The following is a 16750-nucleotide window of genomic DNA, read 5'->3' as shown; positions in this document are numbered from 1 at the left end:
TACGCTACTTCTTGCTGTAGCTGATGCGGTAGATCGCGCCGGCCCAGTCGTCGGCGACCAGGATCGAGCCGTCCTTGGCGAGAATGATGTCGTCGGGACGGCCGAGATAGCCTTGGTCGCCCTCGATCCAGCCGGAGGCGAACACCTCCTGCTTGGCGTTCTTGCCGTCGGGACCGACGATCACGCGCATGATGCGGCCGCCCTGGTACTTGTGACGATTCCAGGAGCCGTGCTCGGCGATCAAGATGTTGTTCTTGTACTCGGCCGGGAATTGGTCGCCGGTATAGAACTTCATGCCCAGCGGAGCGACGTGAGCGCCGAGGTTCAGCACGGGCGGCGTGAACTCGGAGCATTTGTGGCCCATCGCGAACTTGGTATCCGGCAGATCACCCTGGTGACAGTAGGGATAACCGAAGTGCTCGCCGATCTTGCTGATCATGTTCAGCTTGTCTGAGGGCAGATCGTCGCTGATCCAGTCGCGGGCATTCTCGGTGAACCAGAACTTGCCGGTGCGCGGATCGACGTCGCCCCCGACCGAGTTGCGAACGCCGAGCGCATAGATTTCCGCATTGCCGGTCTTGGGATCGACGCGGCGGATCTGCGACACGCTGGTCGGGGGAATGCCGATGTTGAAGGGCGGTCCGAACGGAATGTAGAACCAGCCTTCCTTGTCGACCGCGATGTATTTCCAGCCATGCGCGGCATAGGACGGCATGTCGTCATAGACGACCTTGCCCTCGCCGGGATTGTCGAGCTTGTTTTCGATGTCGTCGTAGCGGATCAGCTTGTCGACCGCGATGACGTAGAGGGCACCGTCCTTGACGGCCAGACCCGTGGGCATGTTCAGGCCCTTGAGGATCGTCTTGACCTCTTTCTTTCCGTTGTTGTCCTTAATCGCATAGACGTTGCCGAGGCCGAATGAGCCGACGAACAGCGTGCCCTTGTCACCCCAGGCCATCTGCCGCGCGGCCAGCACGCCGGAGGCGTAGACCTCCATCTTGAAGCCCGGCGGCAGCTTGACCTTCTTGACGATATTGGCGAGCTCGGCGTCGGACGCGCCGGTGGGCGGACCCGACGGCGGCGCCAGGCCCTTCTGCGCCTCGGTCTCGTCGCCGAGAAACCAGTCGTCCGGCGGATGGGTCCAGAACTCCTTGGTGCCGGATTCGTATTTCTTCAGCGGCTTGTTCTTGTCCTGCTGCTGCGCGTGACCGACGCTTGTCCCCGCGAGAAGGGCAACCGCTGCAAGCGCCAGGACGGATTGAAAGACGGATCGATGGAATTTCATCGCGTCACTCCCCTAAGGCAGCCATCAGGGCTGCACATTTATTTTAATTTGCTATCGAGAGGCGAAGTTCGGACTCTGTCGAGAGGACAGACGCAGAAGGTTAGCACATCTGCGAGCGGTGAGAAGCGCGCCGCGTGCGCTGCGATAGCGCTCAGTAAAAATTGAGACGGAAAGGCAATGATCGCGAATGCCGCGACGACAACGCTCTCGCTGCAGCGCAGAATCGAGATCATGCGCGGCTAATTTGCAGGCAGCAGGAGGTCTGGAACAAAAAAACGCGAAAACAACCCCATGCAAAGTAGAACGGCTCCGGCCATCTTGCTGCCGGTGACTCCGGGTAGACATCTGACGAATCGAGCGAATTAGCAAAGGTGGCGGCTACGGGGCGACGGGGTAAGGACCATCGTCGAAAATCGTCTCATGATAGCCTTTCGACCCGACATCGCGCGCCAGCGTGCTGCGAAAATCGCGGTCATCGCGAAGGCATTTCAGGACATGCGCAAAGTCGAATTCGGGCCGCCAGCCGAGTTCGTGCCGCGCGCGCTCGTTGACATAGACGCGGTCAATCGCGGGGAACAGCCGCCAGTCTCGCGCCGCATAGAGCTCCGCACAATCCGGACAGAGCTCGTGCACCACACCGGCCGCGTCGCGCGCCAGTGCGGCGAGATGGCGCTGCTCGAACGGGCTCGTGGCCGACAGGATGTAGCGGGCAAACCCGATGTCCGGCGCGCGCTCGGCGGCGAGCAGATGGGCGCTCACCGCGTCCGCGATATCCAGCCGGCGATAGAGCAGCTCGTTGGCCTGCGCATTCTCCGGCGCGTAAGCCGACCGCATCGCCGGATCGTCATCGTCTTCCAGGAAGAAGCGCGAGGTCCTCAAGACCACGACAGGCAGGCCGCGCTCGCGACAGAACAGCTCGCAGAGAGTCTCAGCCATCAGCTTGGTCGTGCCGTAGATGTTCTTCGGAATCGGCGGCAGGTCCTCGGTGACCCACACCGCGGCTTGGCCCGCCTCGGGGCGAAGCTGCGAGCCAAACGCGCTGGTGGTACTGGTAAAGACAAAACTGCGCACGCCGGCGGCCACGGCCGCTTCAAGCAGGTTGAGCGTGCCGGTGACGTTGGTGTCGACAAAGACTTGCTTGCTGTGGGTCGCCACATGCGGCTTGTGCAGGGTCGCAGTGTGGATCACCGCGGTGACGCCGTCCATCTGGGCCCGGACGAAGTCGGAATCGACGATCGAGCCCACGGCATCGGTGAAGGGCGATGGCTTCAGGTCAATCCCACGCACAGACGAATCGCGCCCGCGGAGCGTGCGGAGAAGACCCTCGCCGAGATGGCCCGCGCTGCCTGTGACCAGAATTGTCATTCGAGACTCAAACGGCCGCCAGAGGCGTGGAAAACCACGTGCCCGTCCGGCTCACTGGATGCTTTGGGAGAAAATTGGAGCGGGCGAAGGGGCTCGAACCCTCGACCCCGACCTTGGCAAGGTCGTGCTCTACCACTGAGCTACACCCGCATCCTGTGTCGGTCGCATGACTGCGCCGGCAACGGCTGTCGTATGCCAAAAGCGGGAGGGGAATGCAACAGCTACCGGCGGCATAGATGCGCAATCGGAGGCCCGATATGGACCCGAACGCGGCCAAATGCCCCAAAAAAGGCTCCGGAACCGGCGAATCGGCCCACACGGATTGAAATTCGGCCGTCCCGGCCCAATTTAGGGCCAACAGCGAAGCATATGAATTGGCGACGTGCTAAAGACCCGCCAATTCCAGACATCAGACGAGGGGATCCCGTGACGATCATCGACCAGGGTAACGGAGCAGCGGGCCCGGCTGCCGCCGATCTGATCAAGGACACGACTACCCAGACCTTCGTGAAGGACGTCATCGAGGAATCGAAGCGCCAGCCGGTGCTGATCGACTTCTGGGCGGAGTGGTGTGGCCCCTGCAAGCAGCTCACGCCCTTGCTGGAAAAAGCGGTCAAGGCCGCCAAGGGCAAGGTCAAGCTGGTCAAGATGAACATCGACCAGCACCCGGCGATCCCGGGCCAGATGGGCATCCAGTCGATTCCGGCGGTGATCGCCTTCGTCAACGGCCAGCCGGCCGACGGCTTCATGGGTGCGGTCCCGGAGAGCCAGCTCAACGCCTTCATCGAGAAGCTGACCAAGGGCGTGACCGCGCCGGGTGAGCCGAATATCGCGGAGATCCTCCAGGAAGCCGAGGCCGTGCTCGCAGAGGGCGATGCCGCCGCGGCCGCCCAGATCTACGCGGAGGTGTTGCAGCTCGAATCGACCAACATTGCGGCCCTCGCCGGGCTCGCGAAATGCTACGCCGTCTCCGGCGCGATGGAGCAGGCCAAGCAGACGCTCGCCATGGTCCCGGAATCCAAGCGCAACGACCCGGCTGTGAAAGCCGTGCAGACCGCGATCGATCTGGCCGAGCAGGCGGAACAGCTCGGGCCCGTCGCCGAGCTGGAACAGAAAGTCGCCGCAAACCCGCTCGATCATCAGGCCCGATTCGACCTCGCGATCGCGCTCAACGCGCAAGGCAACCGGGCAGCGGCCACCGAGCAGCTGCTCGCGATCGTCAAGCGCGACCGCAAATGGAACGACGACGGCGCCCGCAAGCAGCTGGTACAGTTCTTCGAGGCCTGGGGCGGCACGGACGATGCAACCGTCGAGGGACGCAAGCGCTTGTCGATCATCCTGTTTTCCTGACGCGCGCTGGCAAGGCCAGGGGACCCGGCAGATGCCGATCAACATCGAATATCGCGGGCCCGCCGACCTTCCGGAGATCCTTCCGGTGTTTCCGCTGCCGGGCGCGCTGCTGCTGCCGCGCGGGCAGATGCCGCTCAACATCTTCGAGCCGCGCTACCTCGCGATGATCGACGATGCCTTTCGCGACGGCCATCGCTTGATCGGCATGATCCAGCCCGACATCGCGCATTCGCCCAAGAATTCCGACAAGCCGGCGCTGTTCCGTGTCGGCTGTGTCGGCCGCATCACCCAGCTCGCGGAATCCGGCGACGGCCGCTACATCCTCGAGCTCACCGGTGTCTCGCGCTTCAAGGTCGTCGAGGAGCTTGAGGTTCTCACCGCCTACCGGCAGTGCAAGGTGGATTTCTTTGCCTTCGTCGACGACTTCACGCCGCGCATGGGCGAGGAGGAGGTCGATCGCGAAGCACTGCTGACGGTGCTGGCGGACTTTCTGAAGGCCAACAACCTCAAGGTTGACTGGGAGGGCGTCGAGACCGCTCCCAACGAAGCACTCGTCAACGCGCTGGCGATGATGTCGCCCTATGGCGTGGCCGAGAAGCAGGCGATGCTGGAAGCGCCCGACCTGAAGACCCGCGCCGAAATTTTGATCGCGGTGACCGAGATGGACCTCGCGAAGAAGCGCACCAGCGGCGATCCGCCGCTGCAGTGAGGGTAGGAATGCTCATGCAGCGTGGTAGGCCGCTTCGGCACCTCGCCGCAGCATGCTGGTGATGCTGGATGCAGGCATCGGCCGGCTGAAATAGTAGCCTTGTGTTTCGACGCAGCCTTCCTCACGGAGGATGTCCAGCTGCTCTTTCGTTTCGACGCCTTCGGCGGTCGTTATCTTGCCGAGGCTGACAGCAAAACGAACCACTGCCCGCGCAAGATGGTGCGCCTCTGCGCTCGGGCTGGATAGTTCGCTGACGAAACTGCGGTCGATCTTGATTTTGTCGAACGGGAATCTCTGCAGAAAGCTCAGAGACGAATAGCCGGTGCCGAAATCGTCCAGGGCAACTCGCACGCCAAGCTCGCGCAATTGTCCGAGCACCGCGAAAGCAGCCTCGCTATCGTGCATGATCACCGTCTCGGTGACCTCGAGCTCGAGCCTGTGTGGCGCCACTCCCGAACTCGCCAGCGCGCCGACAATGACAGCAACGAGTTCCTTGCTCCTGAATTGAGCGGGAGATAGGTTGATAGCGATCCTGACATGCGCAGGCCAATTGGCGGCTTCCGCACAGGCGGTCCGCAAGACCCATTCTCCCAGCGGCACGATAAGGCCTGTCTCCTCCGCAAGCGGGATGAATTCGCTCGGCGTGACCAGTCCTCGCTGTGGGTGATGCCAGCGGAGCAGGGCCTCGAAGCCGCGGGTCTCGCCGGTAGCGGCGCTGACGAACGGCTGATAGTGGAGCTCGAACTGACGATCGGCAAGGGCATCCCGCATATCGTGCTCCAGGTTGCGTCGCGCGTGCATGAGCTCGTCGAGTTCCGGCTCGAAGAAGCGGTATGCGCCACGTCCGCCACTTTTGGCGGAGTAGAGGGCGAGATCCGCGCTCTTCATGATCACGTCGGAATCGCTGCCATCGCGCGGCGCGATGGCGATTCCGATGCTGGTGCCGACCGTGACCCGGTGATCGCCGAGATCGAAGGGCTCGCAAAGCGCCCTTCCGATGCTCTCGGCCAGGCCGGCAGCCTCCACGGCTGGATTGGTGACGTAATCGATCACTGCGAACTCGTCGCCGCCCAGTCGAGCGATCAACGCGGTTTCGGTGGTGCATTCGCGCAGGCGCGCGGCGACGGCGCGGAGCAGGGAATCCCCCGCCGGATGTCCAAGCGTGTCGTTGACTTCCTTGAAGCGGTCGAGGTCGAGCATGAGCACGGCCAAGTCGACGCCACCGTTGCGAGTAACTGCGATGGCATGCTCCATCCGCTCCCTGAGCAGCACGCGGTTGGGCAGATCGGTCAACGCGTCATGTTGCGCCATATGAGTGATTTTGGCCTCAGACCGGCGCTGCTCGGTCACATCGAGATGTGTGGCAACCCATCCGCCACCGGCCATTGGCTGCCGCGTCACGCAGATCAACCGGCCGTCGGCAAACTCGTCGATCCTGCTTGAGACCGCATCGAACGGCAGCGCGGCCAGCTTCGAGATGAATTGCTCGGCAGCCCCCTCGCTGAGATCGCCCTTGAGGATTCCGTTCACAATGCGATGCCTGATGATGTCGGTGTGCGACGTCCCCGTCCGCAGCAGTTCCGGCGGCAGTCGATAGAGTCGGGCGTAGCGCTCGTTGCAGACGACAAGCCGCTTCTCGGCATCAAACATGCAAAGGCCCTCAACCATGTGGTTGATCGCGGTGTCCAGCCTGAGCGTCTGATCCTGCAACTCTCTCTGCGAGCCTTCGAGCTGCTGCCGGGCGATCGAAAGCTGGCTGATGATCTCCTCGAATTTGCTGGTTCTACTTGCCAGGCGGCGGTCGGCGAGTACGCCGATCAGGCTCATCCCAAGTACAGATAGTGCCACGCCGGCGATGGCGAGAGCGAGGAAAGTCGGCGAAAGCGACAGACTGTCGGTTGAACGCGTCGGATCTGGAACGATCTGCACGGCACCCATCGCCGTGAAGTGATGCGAGACGATAGCAAGGGTCAGCAGGACTGCCGCCAACAGTGCGCCCCAGGAGTTCTTGTACCTGACTGCAACAACGAGGGCGGCACAGCCGAGGCACATGCCCAGAATGACCGAGGCAAACACCAGATCCAGCGACCAGGTGACGCGGCCCGGCACTTCAAGTGCCCACATTCCGAGATAGTGCATGCTCGCGATGCCGCCGCCAATGACGACACCGCCTGCCGCGGCGCGCCACCGGCCGGAATAGCCGGCCGCAATGCCGAAGCCGCCCGACGTCAACAGCATTGCCGTAGCAAGCGAAAGCGCCGTCAGTACGATGCCGTAGCCGGTCGTAACGCCGGGTTCGTAGGCGAGCATCGCGACGAAATGCGTTGCCCAGATCCCATATCCGATGGCAGCGCCGGCAATCCCGATCCAGATCAACCGGGTTCTTGCGGGCGCCACGATCGCACGATGAAAGATACTGACCGCGACGCTACTCGCGAGCAAGCAGACCAGACCGGCGAGCAGGACAAGCCGCCAATCGTGCTCGACAGCAAGGCAACCGAAAACCCGAAACATCCCAGCCGCTCCATCGTGGATATTGCCGATAGTGTCCGTGCTAATCCGCCTTCGCGTTAATTTTGTGCAACGCCTGATTGCATGCTTATTGGTTGCTTAACGTGGTCAGTGCAATTTGAAATCTGGCGGCGCGCCCGCGCAGGACAATGCGCGCCACCGCTCGTAGAGCCAACCGAGAGCACTCTGGAACCGGCAGCGAGGCCTGGAGCGGAGGAAGGCGACACCGATTGGCGGGGAGGAGACGCGCCGAACCGAAGCTTCGGTTCTGACACAATCAGAACCAATAGTGCTCTAGAGGTGATGACGGATGCGCTTACGTCCAGTGATCATCGCGCTGATCAGATTCTCGCGCTGGAGGCGTCCCATCATCAGCACGCCCAAGACGTGCAGCACGACCAGGACGATGACCGCATCCGATGAATAGTGGTGGGTGTCCTCGACCCACCAGACCCCGAAAAAGGTCACCGTCACCGACATCGCGCCCGTGATCGTCGAGACCGCCAGCGAGACCAGCAGCGCCACCAGCATCAACGTGCCGGCTGGATTGAGACCGATATAGCGGCCGGTGATGCCGCGGCGCAGATTCCAGAGATAACCCGGCGCGGCCCGAAGTCTGACGCCGACCATGCGAAAGCGCGAATAGCGGCTTCCCCAAAAACCCCAGACCAGACGGAACGCAAGAAGGCCGAGTACGGCATAACCGACGATGCGGTGAAGTCCGTCATAGACGGTCGGCGTGAACCACGCGGCCAGAACGCAAGCCGCGAGCGCCCAGTGCCAGAGCCGCAGCGGGAGGTCCCAGACCGCGACTGTCCGCGCGGCGGTTCGATCCGCGGGGGTCCGGTCGGACCCCCCGCGTGCGTGCGGCACCGTTTCTTCGATCAAGCGAGGACCACCCTCAGGCGTAGCATTGCGCAGACACTTCGCGCGGTCTACTTCGCAATCGTGTGCTTCAGGCTGAGATCTTCTGGGCTGTAGAACAGCTCGTAAAGCTTGCCTTCCTTGACGCCGTAGACCTCGTAGCACGAGCCTTCGATCTTGGAGCGCCGCACCTCGTAGCCGAGCGCCTTGGCCTTGGCTTCGGCGTCGCTCGCCGGCTTCCACGACGCCTTGTCGAGCTTGGTGCAGTCCTTGAAACCATCGGCCAAGGCTGCCGATCCCATGCCAATCCCGATCGTCAATGCAACGGCAACAACACGAATAACCTTCACGAACGTCTCCTCTTCTGTCGTGGGCGCTGCGCCGGCAGGCGAAGCGGGACCGAAGGAAGCAAAGCACATGATGAAGTCAATGCGGTTCGCGGCCAGTTCGCTTTAGAGTTATTCTAACGATCCGAAAAAGTTCAGCGCTCTCCGTATGCAGCGCGGATTTGAGACGACACTGCGGCCTTACGTCTCACGGTTTGACAGCAGGCTGATCCCGACGCGCAAGCTCAGTAGCCGGCGACCGCCATGACGACGACGGCGGTGAGCGCCATCCATCCAAAATGCCGGCCGCTTGTGGCCCATGCGTTGGCGAGAGCGGAGAAGCCGAACACACCGGCCATGGTGACGACGATCCAGTGACGCGCTGGCTCCGATTGCATCCAGGGCGCCGCGATCAGGAGCACACCGCCGCCGATCCAGGCGACGGTCGAGGCCTGCCAGACCAGGCGGATCAGGGTGCGGAGCCGCTCCGGCTCGATGCGGGCGCGGGCAAAGACCTTGGTCTCGCCGAGAATGCCATGAATGAGGGCCACGGCAATGGTCAAGACCCCGGCGCACTGGAGCAAGAGATCACGCATCGGCAAAGCTCCCTGCATCTGGTCCATACAGTTGTGTATGGTGAGATAGGCGCTGGCCTGCCGGCTGTCAATACACTAGTGTATGTTTGCATCCGGAACCCGATATGGCCGAACAGCTGACCGCCGACGACTGGATCAAACAGGGCCTGAAGGCGCTCGCGAGAGACGGCTTCACCGCGCTGAAGGCCGATCCGCTGGCAAAAGCCATGGGGGTCTCGCGCGGCAGCTTCTATTGGCATTTCGCCGATCTCGGCGCGTTCCATGCTGCTCTCTTGAAGCGCTGGCGCGAGATCGCGGCCGAGCAGATCATCGCCGATGTCGAGGCGGACAGCGACGAGCCGCTGAAAGCGCTGCTGCGCAGGACTTTTGGCGCGCGGCTCGACCTCGAGCGCGCGGTGCGGAACTGGGCGGCCTTCGATGCGGCGGCACAAACGGCGGTGCGTGCCATCGACCGGCGCAGGCTCGACTATATCGAGGAGCTGCTGAGGAAGCGCGGGTTCGAGGCGGCGACAGCGCGAGCCCGCGCGCAAATCCTGTACTGGACGTTTCTCGGCTTCGCCCTGTCGGGCCCGCCAGCGCCGGCCGCGCGGCTTGAGGGCCTGCTCGACGAGATTCTGCGGATGGTTGCCGCTTGAGGCGACGCGATGGGCTGCTACGATTTTTTATGCTAGAGGCAACCGACCGTCGGAGACCCCCATGAACGCGCCCACCGAACGCCCCGAAGCCAGCGTCGATCCCAAATTGCTGGAGATTCTGGTCTGCCCGCTGACCAAGGGTCCGCTGGAGTTCGATTCTGCAAAGCAGGAGCTGATTTCGCGCAGCGCCAAGCTCGCCTATCCGATCCGCGACGGCATCCCGATCATGCTGCCGGAAGAGGCCCGCAAGATCGATTGAGGGACTTGTGGTCCGATGAGAAACTTGTAGCCCGGATGGAGCGCAGGGAAATCCGGGGTTCCTCGTATGACGCAGCGGCCCCGGAATACGCTGCGCTCCATCCGGGCTACCGAAAATCCTACAGCGCCTCGCCCTTCAACAGCCGCGGTATCTCACCGGTCAAACCCGCGGCTTGGCGGATAAAAAGATTCTTCAGCGGCGGGGCGCGATCGACGAGGCCGAGGCCGATGTCGCGGACGGTGCGCAGCAAGGTGGACTGGTTGGAGAACAGGAAGTTCAGCGAGTTGGTGGCAACGCCCATGGCCATGGTGTCGAAGCGGCGCCAGCGCTGATAACGTTCGAGCACGTCGACGCCGCCGATATCCATGCCGAGCCGCGCGGCATCGACCACGACCTCGGCCAGCGCGGCGACGTCCTTCAGCCCCATGTTGAGACCCTGGCCCGCGATTGGGTGGATGACGTGGGCGGAATCGCCGACCAGCGCGAGGCGCTGGGCAATGAAGGAGCGTGCGACGAAATAGGACAGCGGAAACGCGCGCGGCTTGTCGAGCACCTTCACCTCGCCGAGATGCAGGCCGAAGCGCTGCTCGAGCTCGCCGTGAAATTCCTCATCCCTCAACGCAATGATACGCGCGGCTTCGCTGCGGCGCTCGGTCCATACCAGCGAGGAGCGCTTGCCCGAAAGCGGCAGGATAGCAAACGGACCCGCCGGCAGAAAATGCTCTTCGGCGCGGCCTTCGTGATCGCGCTCATGGCCGACAGTGACGACGATGCCGGATTGATCATATTCCCAGCCGTGGGTGGCGATGCCGGCGCGCTCGCGCAGTTTCGACTTCGCACCGTCGGCCGCAACCAGGAGGCTCGCTGCAATCACGCTGCCATCACCGAGCGTCACGTCGATACCTTCGGCCCGCGCGTCGTAAGACGACACTGTGGTCGCGCGGAGATCGATGCCCTCGGCCTCGGCGCGCACCACCAGCGCATCAATCAGGCGGCGGTTCTCGACCATATGCGCGAAGGGCTCGCCCGGCGCGACGTCGCCGGCAAAGTTGAGGAACGCCGGACGGGTGGCGTCTTCCAGCTTGGAATCGGTGACGATCATGTCGAGGATCGGCTGCGCCTCGCCCCTGACGTCGTCCCAGGCGCCGATCGCCTCGAACAGGCGGCGGCAGGCGGCCACGATCGCGGTCGCGCGCGGGTCCCGGCTCGGACGTGTGGAGAGCGCGGGGTCGGCGACGATGACGGGGATCTCGGGGCCGAGCCCCTGGCGCAGCGCCAGGGCCAGCGCCAGGCCCGCAAACGCGCCGCCACCGATGACAATGCTACCCTGTACCGACATACCCAATTCCCGGCTAAATCCTGGCCTTGCTAGCAGACTTGAGGTGGGCGAAACAGTGCGGTGAAACAAGGGCGGACAGCCCCCATTGTGTCAATCCGGAGCAGCGAACCCCGGGGCGGCAAGGCGAAAGCTGAAATCCATGTCCAAGAGCCTGATCGACCTCATCTCGATCCTCGACCTCGAACAGCTCGAGGTGAATCTGTTCCGCGGCAACAGTCCGAAGACCAGCTGGCAGCGGGTGTTCGGCGGCCAGGTGATCGGACAGGCGATGGTTGCAGCGTGCCGCACCGTCGAGGGCAGGCTGCCGCATTCGCTGCATTGCTATTTCATCCTGCCGGGCGATCCGCAGATCCCGATCATCTATCAGGTCGAGCGCCTGCGCGACGGCAAGAGCTACTCGACGCGACGCGTCACCGCGATCCAGCATGGCAACGCGATCTTCTCGATCATGGTGTCGTTCCACGCGGAGGAAGAGAGCGCGTTCGATCATCAGGACAAGATGCCCGACGTGCCGCCGCCGGAAAAGCTGACGGCGGAGGAAGTCGCGAAGCAGCCGATGTTCAAGGAGATGCCGGAGTTCATCCGCCGCTATTATGAATCCGACCGTCCGATCGAGCTGCGCCCGGTCGAGCTCGGCCGTTATTTCGGTGAGAGGATCGAGGACGGCCGCATCCATGTCTGGATCAAGACCGCGGCAACGCTGCCGGACGATCCGGCGCTGCACATGTGCGCGCTGGCCTATGCGTCGGACTTCTCGCTGCTCGATGCGATTATGGCGCGCTACGGCCGCACCCTGTTCGACAAGCGCATGATGCCCGCGAGCCTCGACCACGCGATGTGGTTTCACCGCCCGTTCCGCGCCGACGAATGGCTGCTCTACGCACAGGATTCGCCGAGCGCGCGAAGCGGCCGCGGCTTGACCCGCGGCTCGATCTTCAAGCCTGACGGCACGCTGGTGGCCTCCGTCGCGCAGGAAGGCTCGGTGCGCGAACGGAGAGCCTAAGAGGCACAAGCACGATCGATCGCGCTTGTGCCTTTCGAGGTCAGGCCCGGAGCGATCCCCGCGGAGCCAGAACCGTCTCCGACGCGAACCAGTTCATGATCCAGCGATAGACCCACGGGATCGGGATGATGAAGCCGCACAGGAATGCGGCCACGATGCCCCGCCAGAGAATCCCGAGACCGCTGCCGTTGAACACGATCTCGCGCCGCGTGCCTTCGATGCTGCGGCAGAACCAGCGCATCTGAGCCGCGGCGACCCAGGCCCAGCCGATGATGGTGATGATGGAAATCGCGAACAGCAGGCTCCAGCCGACATAGGCCCAAACCGTGCCGGTGAAGCTCAGGCCGAGCGGCTGCCCATTGGAGGCGAGATTCGCGACCATCCATTTGATCAGGAGCCAGTACAGAACGAGCTGGGCGATGAACAGCAAATTGCTCAGCAAGGGAACGCCGATGTAGCCGATCACGACCGCCAGAACGATGAAGCCGAAATACCAGGGCACCAGCGCCATCGCATTGCCGGTGAAGCTGAGATTGGGCCGCCCGGGGACCTTCACGCAGGACACGATCCATTTCGTGTACCAGACGAACACCCACGGCACCGGGATGATGAAGCACATGCCGATCAGCATCACGATGCTGCGCCAGGTGAACTCGAGGATGCCGAAATCGACCGCCAGCGATCCTCCGGCGCCACCGCCGCCGTAGCCCCCGGAGCCCATCATCGGCGGGCCGCCAGCCGGCATCATCGGGGGCGCACCGCCCCCGCCGATCAGGCCGGGGATTTCGGCCGCCTTCTGCCAGCCGGCCATGCCCTCCGACCACACCAGCGTATCCGGACGCACGACTCCCTGGGCGACGAGGTCACGGAATTGCCCTTCCGGATAGGGCCCCTGCTGCTTGCCCTCGGATGCGTAGAACCAACTCGCCATGAAGCGTCCCCCTCGAACATAGTTTTGTACCGGCCGCGACGCTTGGGTTCATCGCATCCATGCCAAAAACGCATTGTGGAGGATGAACGGCTGCCCTGTACAGAGGCGGCCGTTCACATGGCCCAACGATTTTCCGCTTCAATCTGCAAGTTTTTTATGCCATTTGCCCGGAAAGATGCCAGATTGACGCTGCGCCGGGGACATACGGCGCGGCGCATCCCGGGGAATAGGCCTGACCATGAAACTCGTCGTCGCGATCATCAAACCCTTCAAGCTCGATGAGGTCCGTCAGGCCCTGACGGCGATCGGCGTCCACGGCATGACCGTGACCGAAGTGAAGGGCTATGGCCGCCAAAAGGGCCACACCGAGATCTATCGCGGCGCCGAATATGTCGTGAATTTCCTGCCGAAGCTGCGGATCGAGATCGCGGTTGCCTCCGATATCGCCGAGAAGGCCGTCGCGGTCATCACCGCGACCGCGCGCACCGGCCAGATCGGCGACGGCAAGATCTTCGTCACGCCGATCGATCACGCGACCCGCATTCGCACCGGCGAGACCGACAGCGACGCGCTCTAGATTTTTGCTTTGACGCGTTTTCTTTTCGCGAACCGGTAACCGCTTCGCTCGACAACGCTCTTCTTCGATCGCACCGGGCAACGGCGCCACGCGTGCGACACAATCAATAGCTGGGGGAAACGACATGGCGGGATTGTTGCGCCGCGCGGCTGCTATCGCCGCGCCGATCGGGCTTGGGTCGATCATGGCTTCGCCGGCGCGTGCCGCGGGCTCCGAGATCAACACTGCCGACACCGCCTGGATGATCGTCGCCACCGCGCTGGTGCTGATGATGACGATCCCGGGGCTCGCGCTGTTCTATTCCGGCATGGTGCGCAAGAAGAACGTCCTCGCCACCATGGCGCAGAGCCTCGCCGCAGTGACGATCATCTCCATTCTCTGGGTCGCGTTCGGCTATTCGTTGTGCTTCGTCGGCGACGGCCCGTGGATCGGCACGCTCGACCGCTGGTTTCTCTCCGGTATGACCATGGACAGCGTCAACCCGGCGGCGAAGACGATCCCGGAAGCGCTGTTCATGCTGTACCAGATGACGTTTGCGATCATCACGGTGGCGCTGGTCGCGGGCGCGATGGCCGACCGGATGCGGTTCTCCGCTTATCTCCTCTTTTCCGTGGCCTGGTTCATCTTCGTCTACATTCCACTCGCGCATTGGGTGTGGGGCGGCGGCTTCCTCGCCGGAATGGGCGTGCTGGATTTCGCCGGCGGCCTCGTGGTGCATCTGTCGGCCGGCACCGCCGGCCTCGTCGCGGCGAAGGTGATGGGACGCCGTCACGGCTACGGCACCGAAAATCTCTCGCCGTTCGATCTGTCGCTTGCGGTGATGGGCACCGGCCTGTTGTGGGTCGGCTGGTTCGGCTTCAACGGCGGCTCGGCGGGCGCAGCCAATTCGCGCGCGGTGCTGGCGATCATCGCGACCCATCTCGCAGCCTGCTCCGGCGCGCTGACCTGGGGCGCGATCGAATGGTCGACGCGGCGCAAGCCGTCCGTGCTCGGCATGATCTCCGGCGCAGTGGCCGGGCTCGGCACCATCACGCCGGCCTCGGGATTCGTGGCGCCCTGGCACGGCATCGTCATCGGCGTGATCGCAGGCCTCGTCTGCTACTGGGCCTGCACCTGGCTGAAGCACCGCTTCGACTATGACGATTCGCTCGACGTGTTCGGCGTCCACGGCATCGGCGGGATGACCGGGACCCTGCTGGCCGGCGTGTTCGCAACGAGCGCGATCGGCGGCACCGCCGGCCTGCTCGAAGGCCATCCGCAGCAGCTTCTTATCCAGCTCTACGGGGTCGCCGTCACCTTCGTCTGGTCGGCAGGCATGAGCTTCGTCCTGCTCAAGCTGGTCGGTCTGTTCGTGCCGTTGCGGGTCTCCCGCGAGCACGAACTCGAGGGGCTGGATATTTCGCAGCACGGCGAGGCGCTGCAGTAATTGGGCTTGCGCAACACATAAGCGTATGCTTATGTGTCGCCATGATCGAAGCCGACATCTTCAAAGCGCTGGCCGACCCGACCCGCCGCAAGGTCTTTGAGAAGCTTGCCGGCGGAAGCCTGAATGCCAGCGCCTTGCGCGACGGATTGGAGATCAGCCAACCGGCGATGTCGCAGCATCTCGCGGTGCTGCGCGGCGCGGGCCTGGTGCGCGAACAGCGGCAGGGCCGCTTTGTGAGTTACGAAGTCGATCCCGAAGGAATCTCCGCGATCGGGGCCTGGCTTGCGCGCTACCGCGCCTATTGGCCGAAACGCATGGATGCCCTCGCCGATCTCTTGAAGGAGATGGATCAATGAGCGACGCCGTGAAGCCTGATCCCTCCGACGCAGACTTGGCGCTCAAAACAGACTTGGTGCTCGAATATGAATTCGATGCGCCGCCGGCCAAGGTCTGGCGCGCGGTGACCATTCCGGCTTTGCGCGAGCGCTGGTTGCCGGATTGCGATCTTGCGGGCGCCGAGCCGGAATCAGCGATCCCGGGCCAGGAGGTGCGCTACCGGCTTCGCGATTCCGAACCGCCGTTTCGCGAAACCCATGTCATCTTCCGGATCGAGCCGAACGAGGACGGCGGCACCCGCTTTCGCATCATCCAGCAAGCCTGCGAGATCCGTATGAAGCTGCCGCAGCCGGCCAACAGCAATGGCTGCCTGATGCGCGCGGCCGCCTGACACCAACACCACTTCATCACCCGCAGAAAATGGAGGTCGCCGATGCGCGACATGCTTCAGCTCGTCCCTATGGTCGTCGAACAATCCGCCCGCGGCGAGCGATCCTTCGACATCTATTCGCGCCTGTTGCGCGAGCGCATCATCTTCCTCAATGGCGAGGTCAATGATGCGATGTCCGGACTGGTCTGCGCGCAGCTCCTGTTTCTGGAGGCGGAGAATCCGAACAAGCCGATCAATCTCTACATCAATTCCTATGGCGGCGTGGTCACCAGCGGCCTTGCGATGTACGACACCATGCAATTCATCAAGGCGCCGGTGCATACGCTGTGCATGGGCACCGCGCGCTCGATGGGCTCGTTTCTGCTGATGGCCGGCGAGCCCGGTCACCGCGCCGCCCTGCCCAATGCGAGCCTTCACGTGCATCAGCCGCTCGGCGGCTTTCAGGGCCAGGCGTCCGACATCCTGATCCACGCCACCGAAATGCAGGAAACCAAGCGGCGCATCATCCGGCTCTATGCCCAGCATTGCGGGCGCCCCGAACCGGACGTGGAACGGACCTTGGACCGCGACCATTTCATGACCGCGCAGCAGGCGGTCGACTGGGGGCTGATCGACCGGGTCTTCGCGGAACGCAGCGCCGCCTGACGGTCTCTGCCGGGGACCCGTCCGGCAAGTCTCGCCCGCTCAAGCAGGTTGGCCGGTTGCGCGCATTCCGTGAGCACAAGTGCGAGGGGCCCGATATTTCGCGGCACGACAAGCCCTGCAATAGGCGTGCGCCTTACGGAAATACCTTTCTGCTGCCCTACGTGTGAGCACCAATGTGTCGACAGCCTGTCGTGCCTTTATT

19 protein-coding genes and 1 tRNA gene are annotated in these 16750 nt (G+C 63.3%); 11 read left to right on the top strand and 9 right to left on the bottom strand.

Annotated features, from left to right (window positions below):
• Nucleotides 1-4: 4 nt before the first annotated feature.
• The 3 genes from ACFQX9_RS04705 to ACFQX9_RS04695 form a co-directional block, all read right to left on the bottom strand.
• A complete protein-coding gene (locus ACFQX9_RS04705) occupies nt 5-1285 on the bottom strand; it encodes a sorbosone dehydrogenase family protein (RefSeq protein ID WP_085349220.1) in 1281 nt (426 codons plus the stop codon).
• Between the two features lie 378 nt (nt 1286-1663).
• Nucleotides 1664-2650, bottom strand: coding sequence for an NAD-dependent epimerase/dehydratase family protein (locus tag ACFQX9_RS04700; protein ID WP_377786809.1), 987 nt, complete (start codon nt 2648-2650; stop codon nt 1664-1666).
• A 75-nt stretch (nt 2651-2725) separates the two neighbouring features.
• Nucleotides 2726-2800, bottom strand: a tRNA-Gly gene (locus ACFQX9_RS04695).
• Between the two features lie 276 nt (nt 2801-3076).
• Here ACFQX9_RS04695 and trxA point away from each other — a divergent pair.
• Both trxA and ACFQX9_RS04685 read left to right on the top strand, forming a co-directional pair.
• Nucleotides 3077-4000 (top strand): thioredoxin, encoded by a 924-nt coding sequence (gene trxA, locus ACFQX9_RS04690; protein WP_007598659.1) that lies wholly within the window; start codon nt 3077-3079, stop codon nt 3998-4000.
• A gap of 31 nt (nt 4001-4031) precedes the next feature.
• Nucleotides 4032-4709, top strand: a complete 678-nt coding sequence (locus ACFQX9_RS04685) for an LON peptidase substrate-binding domain-containing protein (RefSeq protein ID WP_018459676.1) — start codon at nt 4032-4034, stop codon at nt 4707-4709.
• A gap of 12 nt (nt 4710-4721) precedes the next feature.
• Here the strand turns inward: ACFQX9_RS04685 and ACFQX9_RS04680 are convergent, their stop codons facing one another.
• A complete protein-coding gene (locus tag ACFQX9_RS04680; protein ID WP_283806986.1) occupies nt 4722-7151 on the bottom strand; it encodes an EAL domain-containing protein in 2430 nt (809 codons plus the stop codon).
• Here ACFQX9_RS04680 and ACFQX9_RS04675 point away from each other — a divergent pair.
• The gene (locus ACFQX9_RS04675) at nt 7116-7283 is read left to right on the top strand and encodes a hypothetical protein (protein WP_240543269.1); all 168 of its coding nucleotides are present in this window, start codon (nt 7116-7118) and stop codon (nt 7281-7283) included. The two genes, ACFQX9_RS04680 and ACFQX9_RS04675, sit on opposite strands and share 36 nt — an antisense overlap.
• A gap of 231 nt (nt 7284-7514) precedes the next feature.
• Here ACFQX9_RS04675 and ACFQX9_RS04670 read toward each other — a convergent pair whose 3' ends face one another.
• From ACFQX9_RS04670 to ACFQX9_RS04660, 3 genes are all read right to left on the bottom strand, one after another.
• On the bottom strand, nt 7515-8108 hold the full coding sequence (locus tag ACFQX9_RS04670; protein ID WP_085384733.1) for a cytochrome b/b6 domain-containing protein: 594 nt from the start codon (nt 8106-8108) through the stop codon (nt 7515-7517).
• A 47-nt stretch (nt 8109-8155) separates the two neighbouring features.
• Nucleotides 8156-8434 carry a PepSY domain-containing protein gene (locus ACFQX9_RS04665; protein WP_007598654.1) on the bottom strand — a complete coding sequence of 93 codons (279 nt, stop codon included), beginning with the start codon at nt 8432-8434 and terminating at the stop codon, nt 8156-8158.
• A gap of 221 nt (nt 8435-8655) precedes the next feature.
• Nucleotides 8656-9006, bottom strand: coding sequence for a hypothetical protein (locus ACFQX9_RS04660; RefSeq protein WP_018459672.1), 351 nt, complete (start codon nt 9004-9006; stop codon nt 8656-8658).
• A gap of 104 nt (nt 9007-9110) precedes the next feature.
• Between ACFQX9_RS04660 and ACFQX9_RS04655 the strand changes: the two genes are divergently transcribed.
• Together ACFQX9_RS04655 and ACFQX9_RS04650 are read left to right on the top strand one after the other, a co-directional pair.
• Nucleotides 9111-9641: a TetR/AcrR family transcriptional regulator gene (locus tag ACFQX9_RS04655; RefSeq protein ID WP_018459671.1), complete on the top strand. Its 531-nt coding sequence runs from the start codon at nt 9111-9113 to the stop codon at nt 9639-9641.
• A 61-nt stretch (nt 9642-9702) separates the two neighbouring features.
• Nucleotides 9703-9900: a Trm112 family protein gene (locus ACFQX9_RS04650; RefSeq protein WP_007598651.1), complete on the top strand. Its 198-nt coding sequence runs from the start codon at nt 9703-9705 to the stop codon at nt 9898-9900.
• Between the two features lie 118 nt (nt 9901-10018).
• On the opposite strand, the gene ACFQX9_RS04645 is transcribed toward ACFQX9_RS04650, so the two are convergent.
• Nucleotides 10019-11239 carry a ubiquinone biosynthesis hydroxylase gene (locus tag ACFQX9_RS04645; RefSeq protein ID WP_085349222.1) on the bottom strand — a complete coding sequence of 407 codons (1221 nt, stop codon included), beginning with the start codon at nt 11237-11239 and terminating at the stop codon, nt 10019-10021.
• A gap of 139 nt (nt 11240-11378) precedes the next feature.
• Here ACFQX9_RS04645 and tesB point away from each other — a divergent pair, with 139 nt between their 5' ends.
• Nucleotides 11379-12242: an acyl-CoA thioesterase II gene (gene tesB / locus ACFQX9_RS04640; RefSeq protein WP_018459668.1), complete on the top strand. Its 864-nt coding sequence runs from the start codon at nt 11379-11381 to the stop codon at nt 12240-12242.
• A gap of 40 nt (nt 12243-12282) precedes the next feature.
• On the opposite strand, the gene ACFQX9_RS04635 is transcribed toward tesB, so the two are convergent.
• Nucleotides 12283-13173, bottom strand: a complete 891-nt coding sequence (locus ACFQX9_RS04635; protein WP_085349223.1) for a DUF4339 domain-containing protein — start codon at nt 13171-13173, stop codon at nt 12283-12285.
• Nucleotides 13174-13411: 238 nt separating this feature from the next.
• Here ACFQX9_RS04635 and ACFQX9_RS04630 point away from each other — a divergent pair, with 238 nt between their 5' ends.
• The 5 genes from ACFQX9_RS04630 to ACFQX9_RS04610 all read left to right on the top strand — a co-directional run bounded on the left by ACFQX9_RS04630 (nt 13412) and on the right by ACFQX9_RS04610 (nt 16548).
• Nucleotides 13412-13750, top strand: coding sequence for a P-II family nitrogen regulator (locus tag ACFQX9_RS04630; protein WP_007598647.1), 339 nt, complete (start codon nt 13412-13414; stop codon nt 13748-13750).
• 124 nt (nt 13751-13874) lie between these two features.
• Nucleotides 13875-15176, top strand: coding sequence for an ammonium transporter (locus ACFQX9_RS04625; RefSeq protein ID WP_377786803.1), 1302 nt, complete (start codon nt 13875-13877; stop codon nt 15174-15176).
• Between the two features lie 41 nt (nt 15177-15217).
• Complete coding sequence (locus ACFQX9_RS04620; RefSeq protein WP_377786801.1) at nt 15218-15532, top strand: ArsR/SmtB family transcription factor; 315 nt, start codon at nt 15218-15220, stop codon at nt 15530-15532.
• Nucleotides 15529-15903 carry an SRPBCC domain-containing protein gene (locus ACFQX9_RS04615; RefSeq protein WP_085349225.1) on the top strand — a complete coding sequence of 125 codons (375 nt, stop codon included), beginning with the start codon at nt 15529-15531 and terminating at the stop codon, nt 15901-15903. Before ACFQX9_RS04620 ends, ACFQX9_RS04615 begins: the two co-directional genes overlap by 4 nt.
• Nucleotides 15904-15945: 42 nt before the next feature.
• Nucleotides 15946-16548, top strand: a complete 603-nt coding sequence (locus ACFQX9_RS04610; protein WP_018459663.1) for an ATP-dependent Clp protease proteolytic subunit — start codon at nt 15946-15948, stop codon at nt 16546-16548.
• Nucleotides 16549-16750: the final 202 nt, after the last annotated feature.

It is taken from the genome of Bradyrhizobium sp. GCM10028915, assembly GCF_042666195.1.
Lineage (GTDB): Bacteria > Pseudomonadota > Alphaproteobacteria > Rhizobiales > Xanthobacteraceae > Bradyrhizobium > Bradyrhizobium canariense_D.
Note: the sequence above shows the minus strand (reverse complement) of the source record. Positions and strands in the feature narration are given on the sequence as shown.

Bases quoted from the DNA above. Each gene is read 5' to 3' on its own strand.
- ACFQX9_RS04615 (WP_085349225.1), top strand. From the start codon at position 15,529: ATGAGCGACGCCGTGAAGCCTGATCCCTCCGACGCAGACTTGGCGCTC.
- tesB (WP_018459668.1), top strand. From the start codon at position 11,379: ATGTCCAAGAGCCTGATCGACCTCATCTCGATCCTCGACCTCGAACAG.
- ACFQX9_RS04625 (WP_377786803.1), top strand. From the start codon at position 13,875: ATGGCGGGATTGTTGCGCCGCGCGGCTGCTATCGCCGCGCCGATCGGG.
- ACFQX9_RS04610 (WP_018459663.1), top strand. From the start codon at position 15,946: ATGCGCGACATGCTTCAGCTCGTCCCTATGGTCGTCGAACAATCCGCC.
- ACFQX9_RS04685 (WP_018459676.1), top strand. From the start codon at position 4,032: ATGCCGATCAACATCGAATATCGCGGGCCCGCCGACCTTCCGGAGATC.
- ACFQX9_RS04620 (WP_377786801.1), top strand. From the start codon at position 15,218: ATGATCGAAGCCGACATCTTCAAAGCGCTGGCCGACCCGACCCGCCGC.
- ACFQX9_RS04645 (WP_085349222.1), bottom strand. From the start codon at position 11,239: ATGTCGGTACAGGGTAGCATTGTCATCGGTGGCGGCGCGTTTGCGGGC.
- ACFQX9_RS04675 (WP_240543269.1), top strand. From the start codon at position 7,116: ATGAAAGATACTGACCGCGACGCTACTCGCGAGCAAGCAGACCAGACC.
- ACFQX9_RS04635 (WP_085349223.1), bottom strand. From the start codon at position 13,173: ATGGCGAGTTGGTTCTACGCATCCGAGGGCAAGCAGCAGGGGCCCTAT.
- ACFQX9_RS04655 (WP_018459671.1), top strand. From the start codon at position 9,111: ATGGCCGAACAGCTGACCGCCGACGACTGGATCAAACAGGGCCTGAAG.
- ACFQX9_RS04700 (WP_377786809.1), bottom strand. From the start codon at position 2,650: ATGACAATTCTGGTCACAGGCAGCGCGGGCCATCTCGGCGAGGGTCTT.
- ACFQX9_RS04630 (WP_007598647.1), top strand. From the start codon at position 13,412: ATGAAACTCGTCGTCGCGATCATCAAACCCTTCAAGCTCGATGAGGTC.
- ACFQX9_RS04660 (WP_018459672.1), bottom strand. From the start codon at position 9,006: ATGCGTGATCTCTTGCTCCAGTGCGCCGGGGTCTTGACCATTGCCGTG.
- ACFQX9_RS04705 (WP_085349220.1), bottom strand. From the start codon at position 1,285: ATGAAATTCCATCGATCCGTCTTTCAATCCGTCCTGGCGCTTGCAGCG.
- ACFQX9_RS04650 (WP_007598651.1), top strand. From the start codon at position 9,703: ATGAACGCGCCCACCGAACGCCCCGAAGCCAGCGTCGATCCCAAATTG.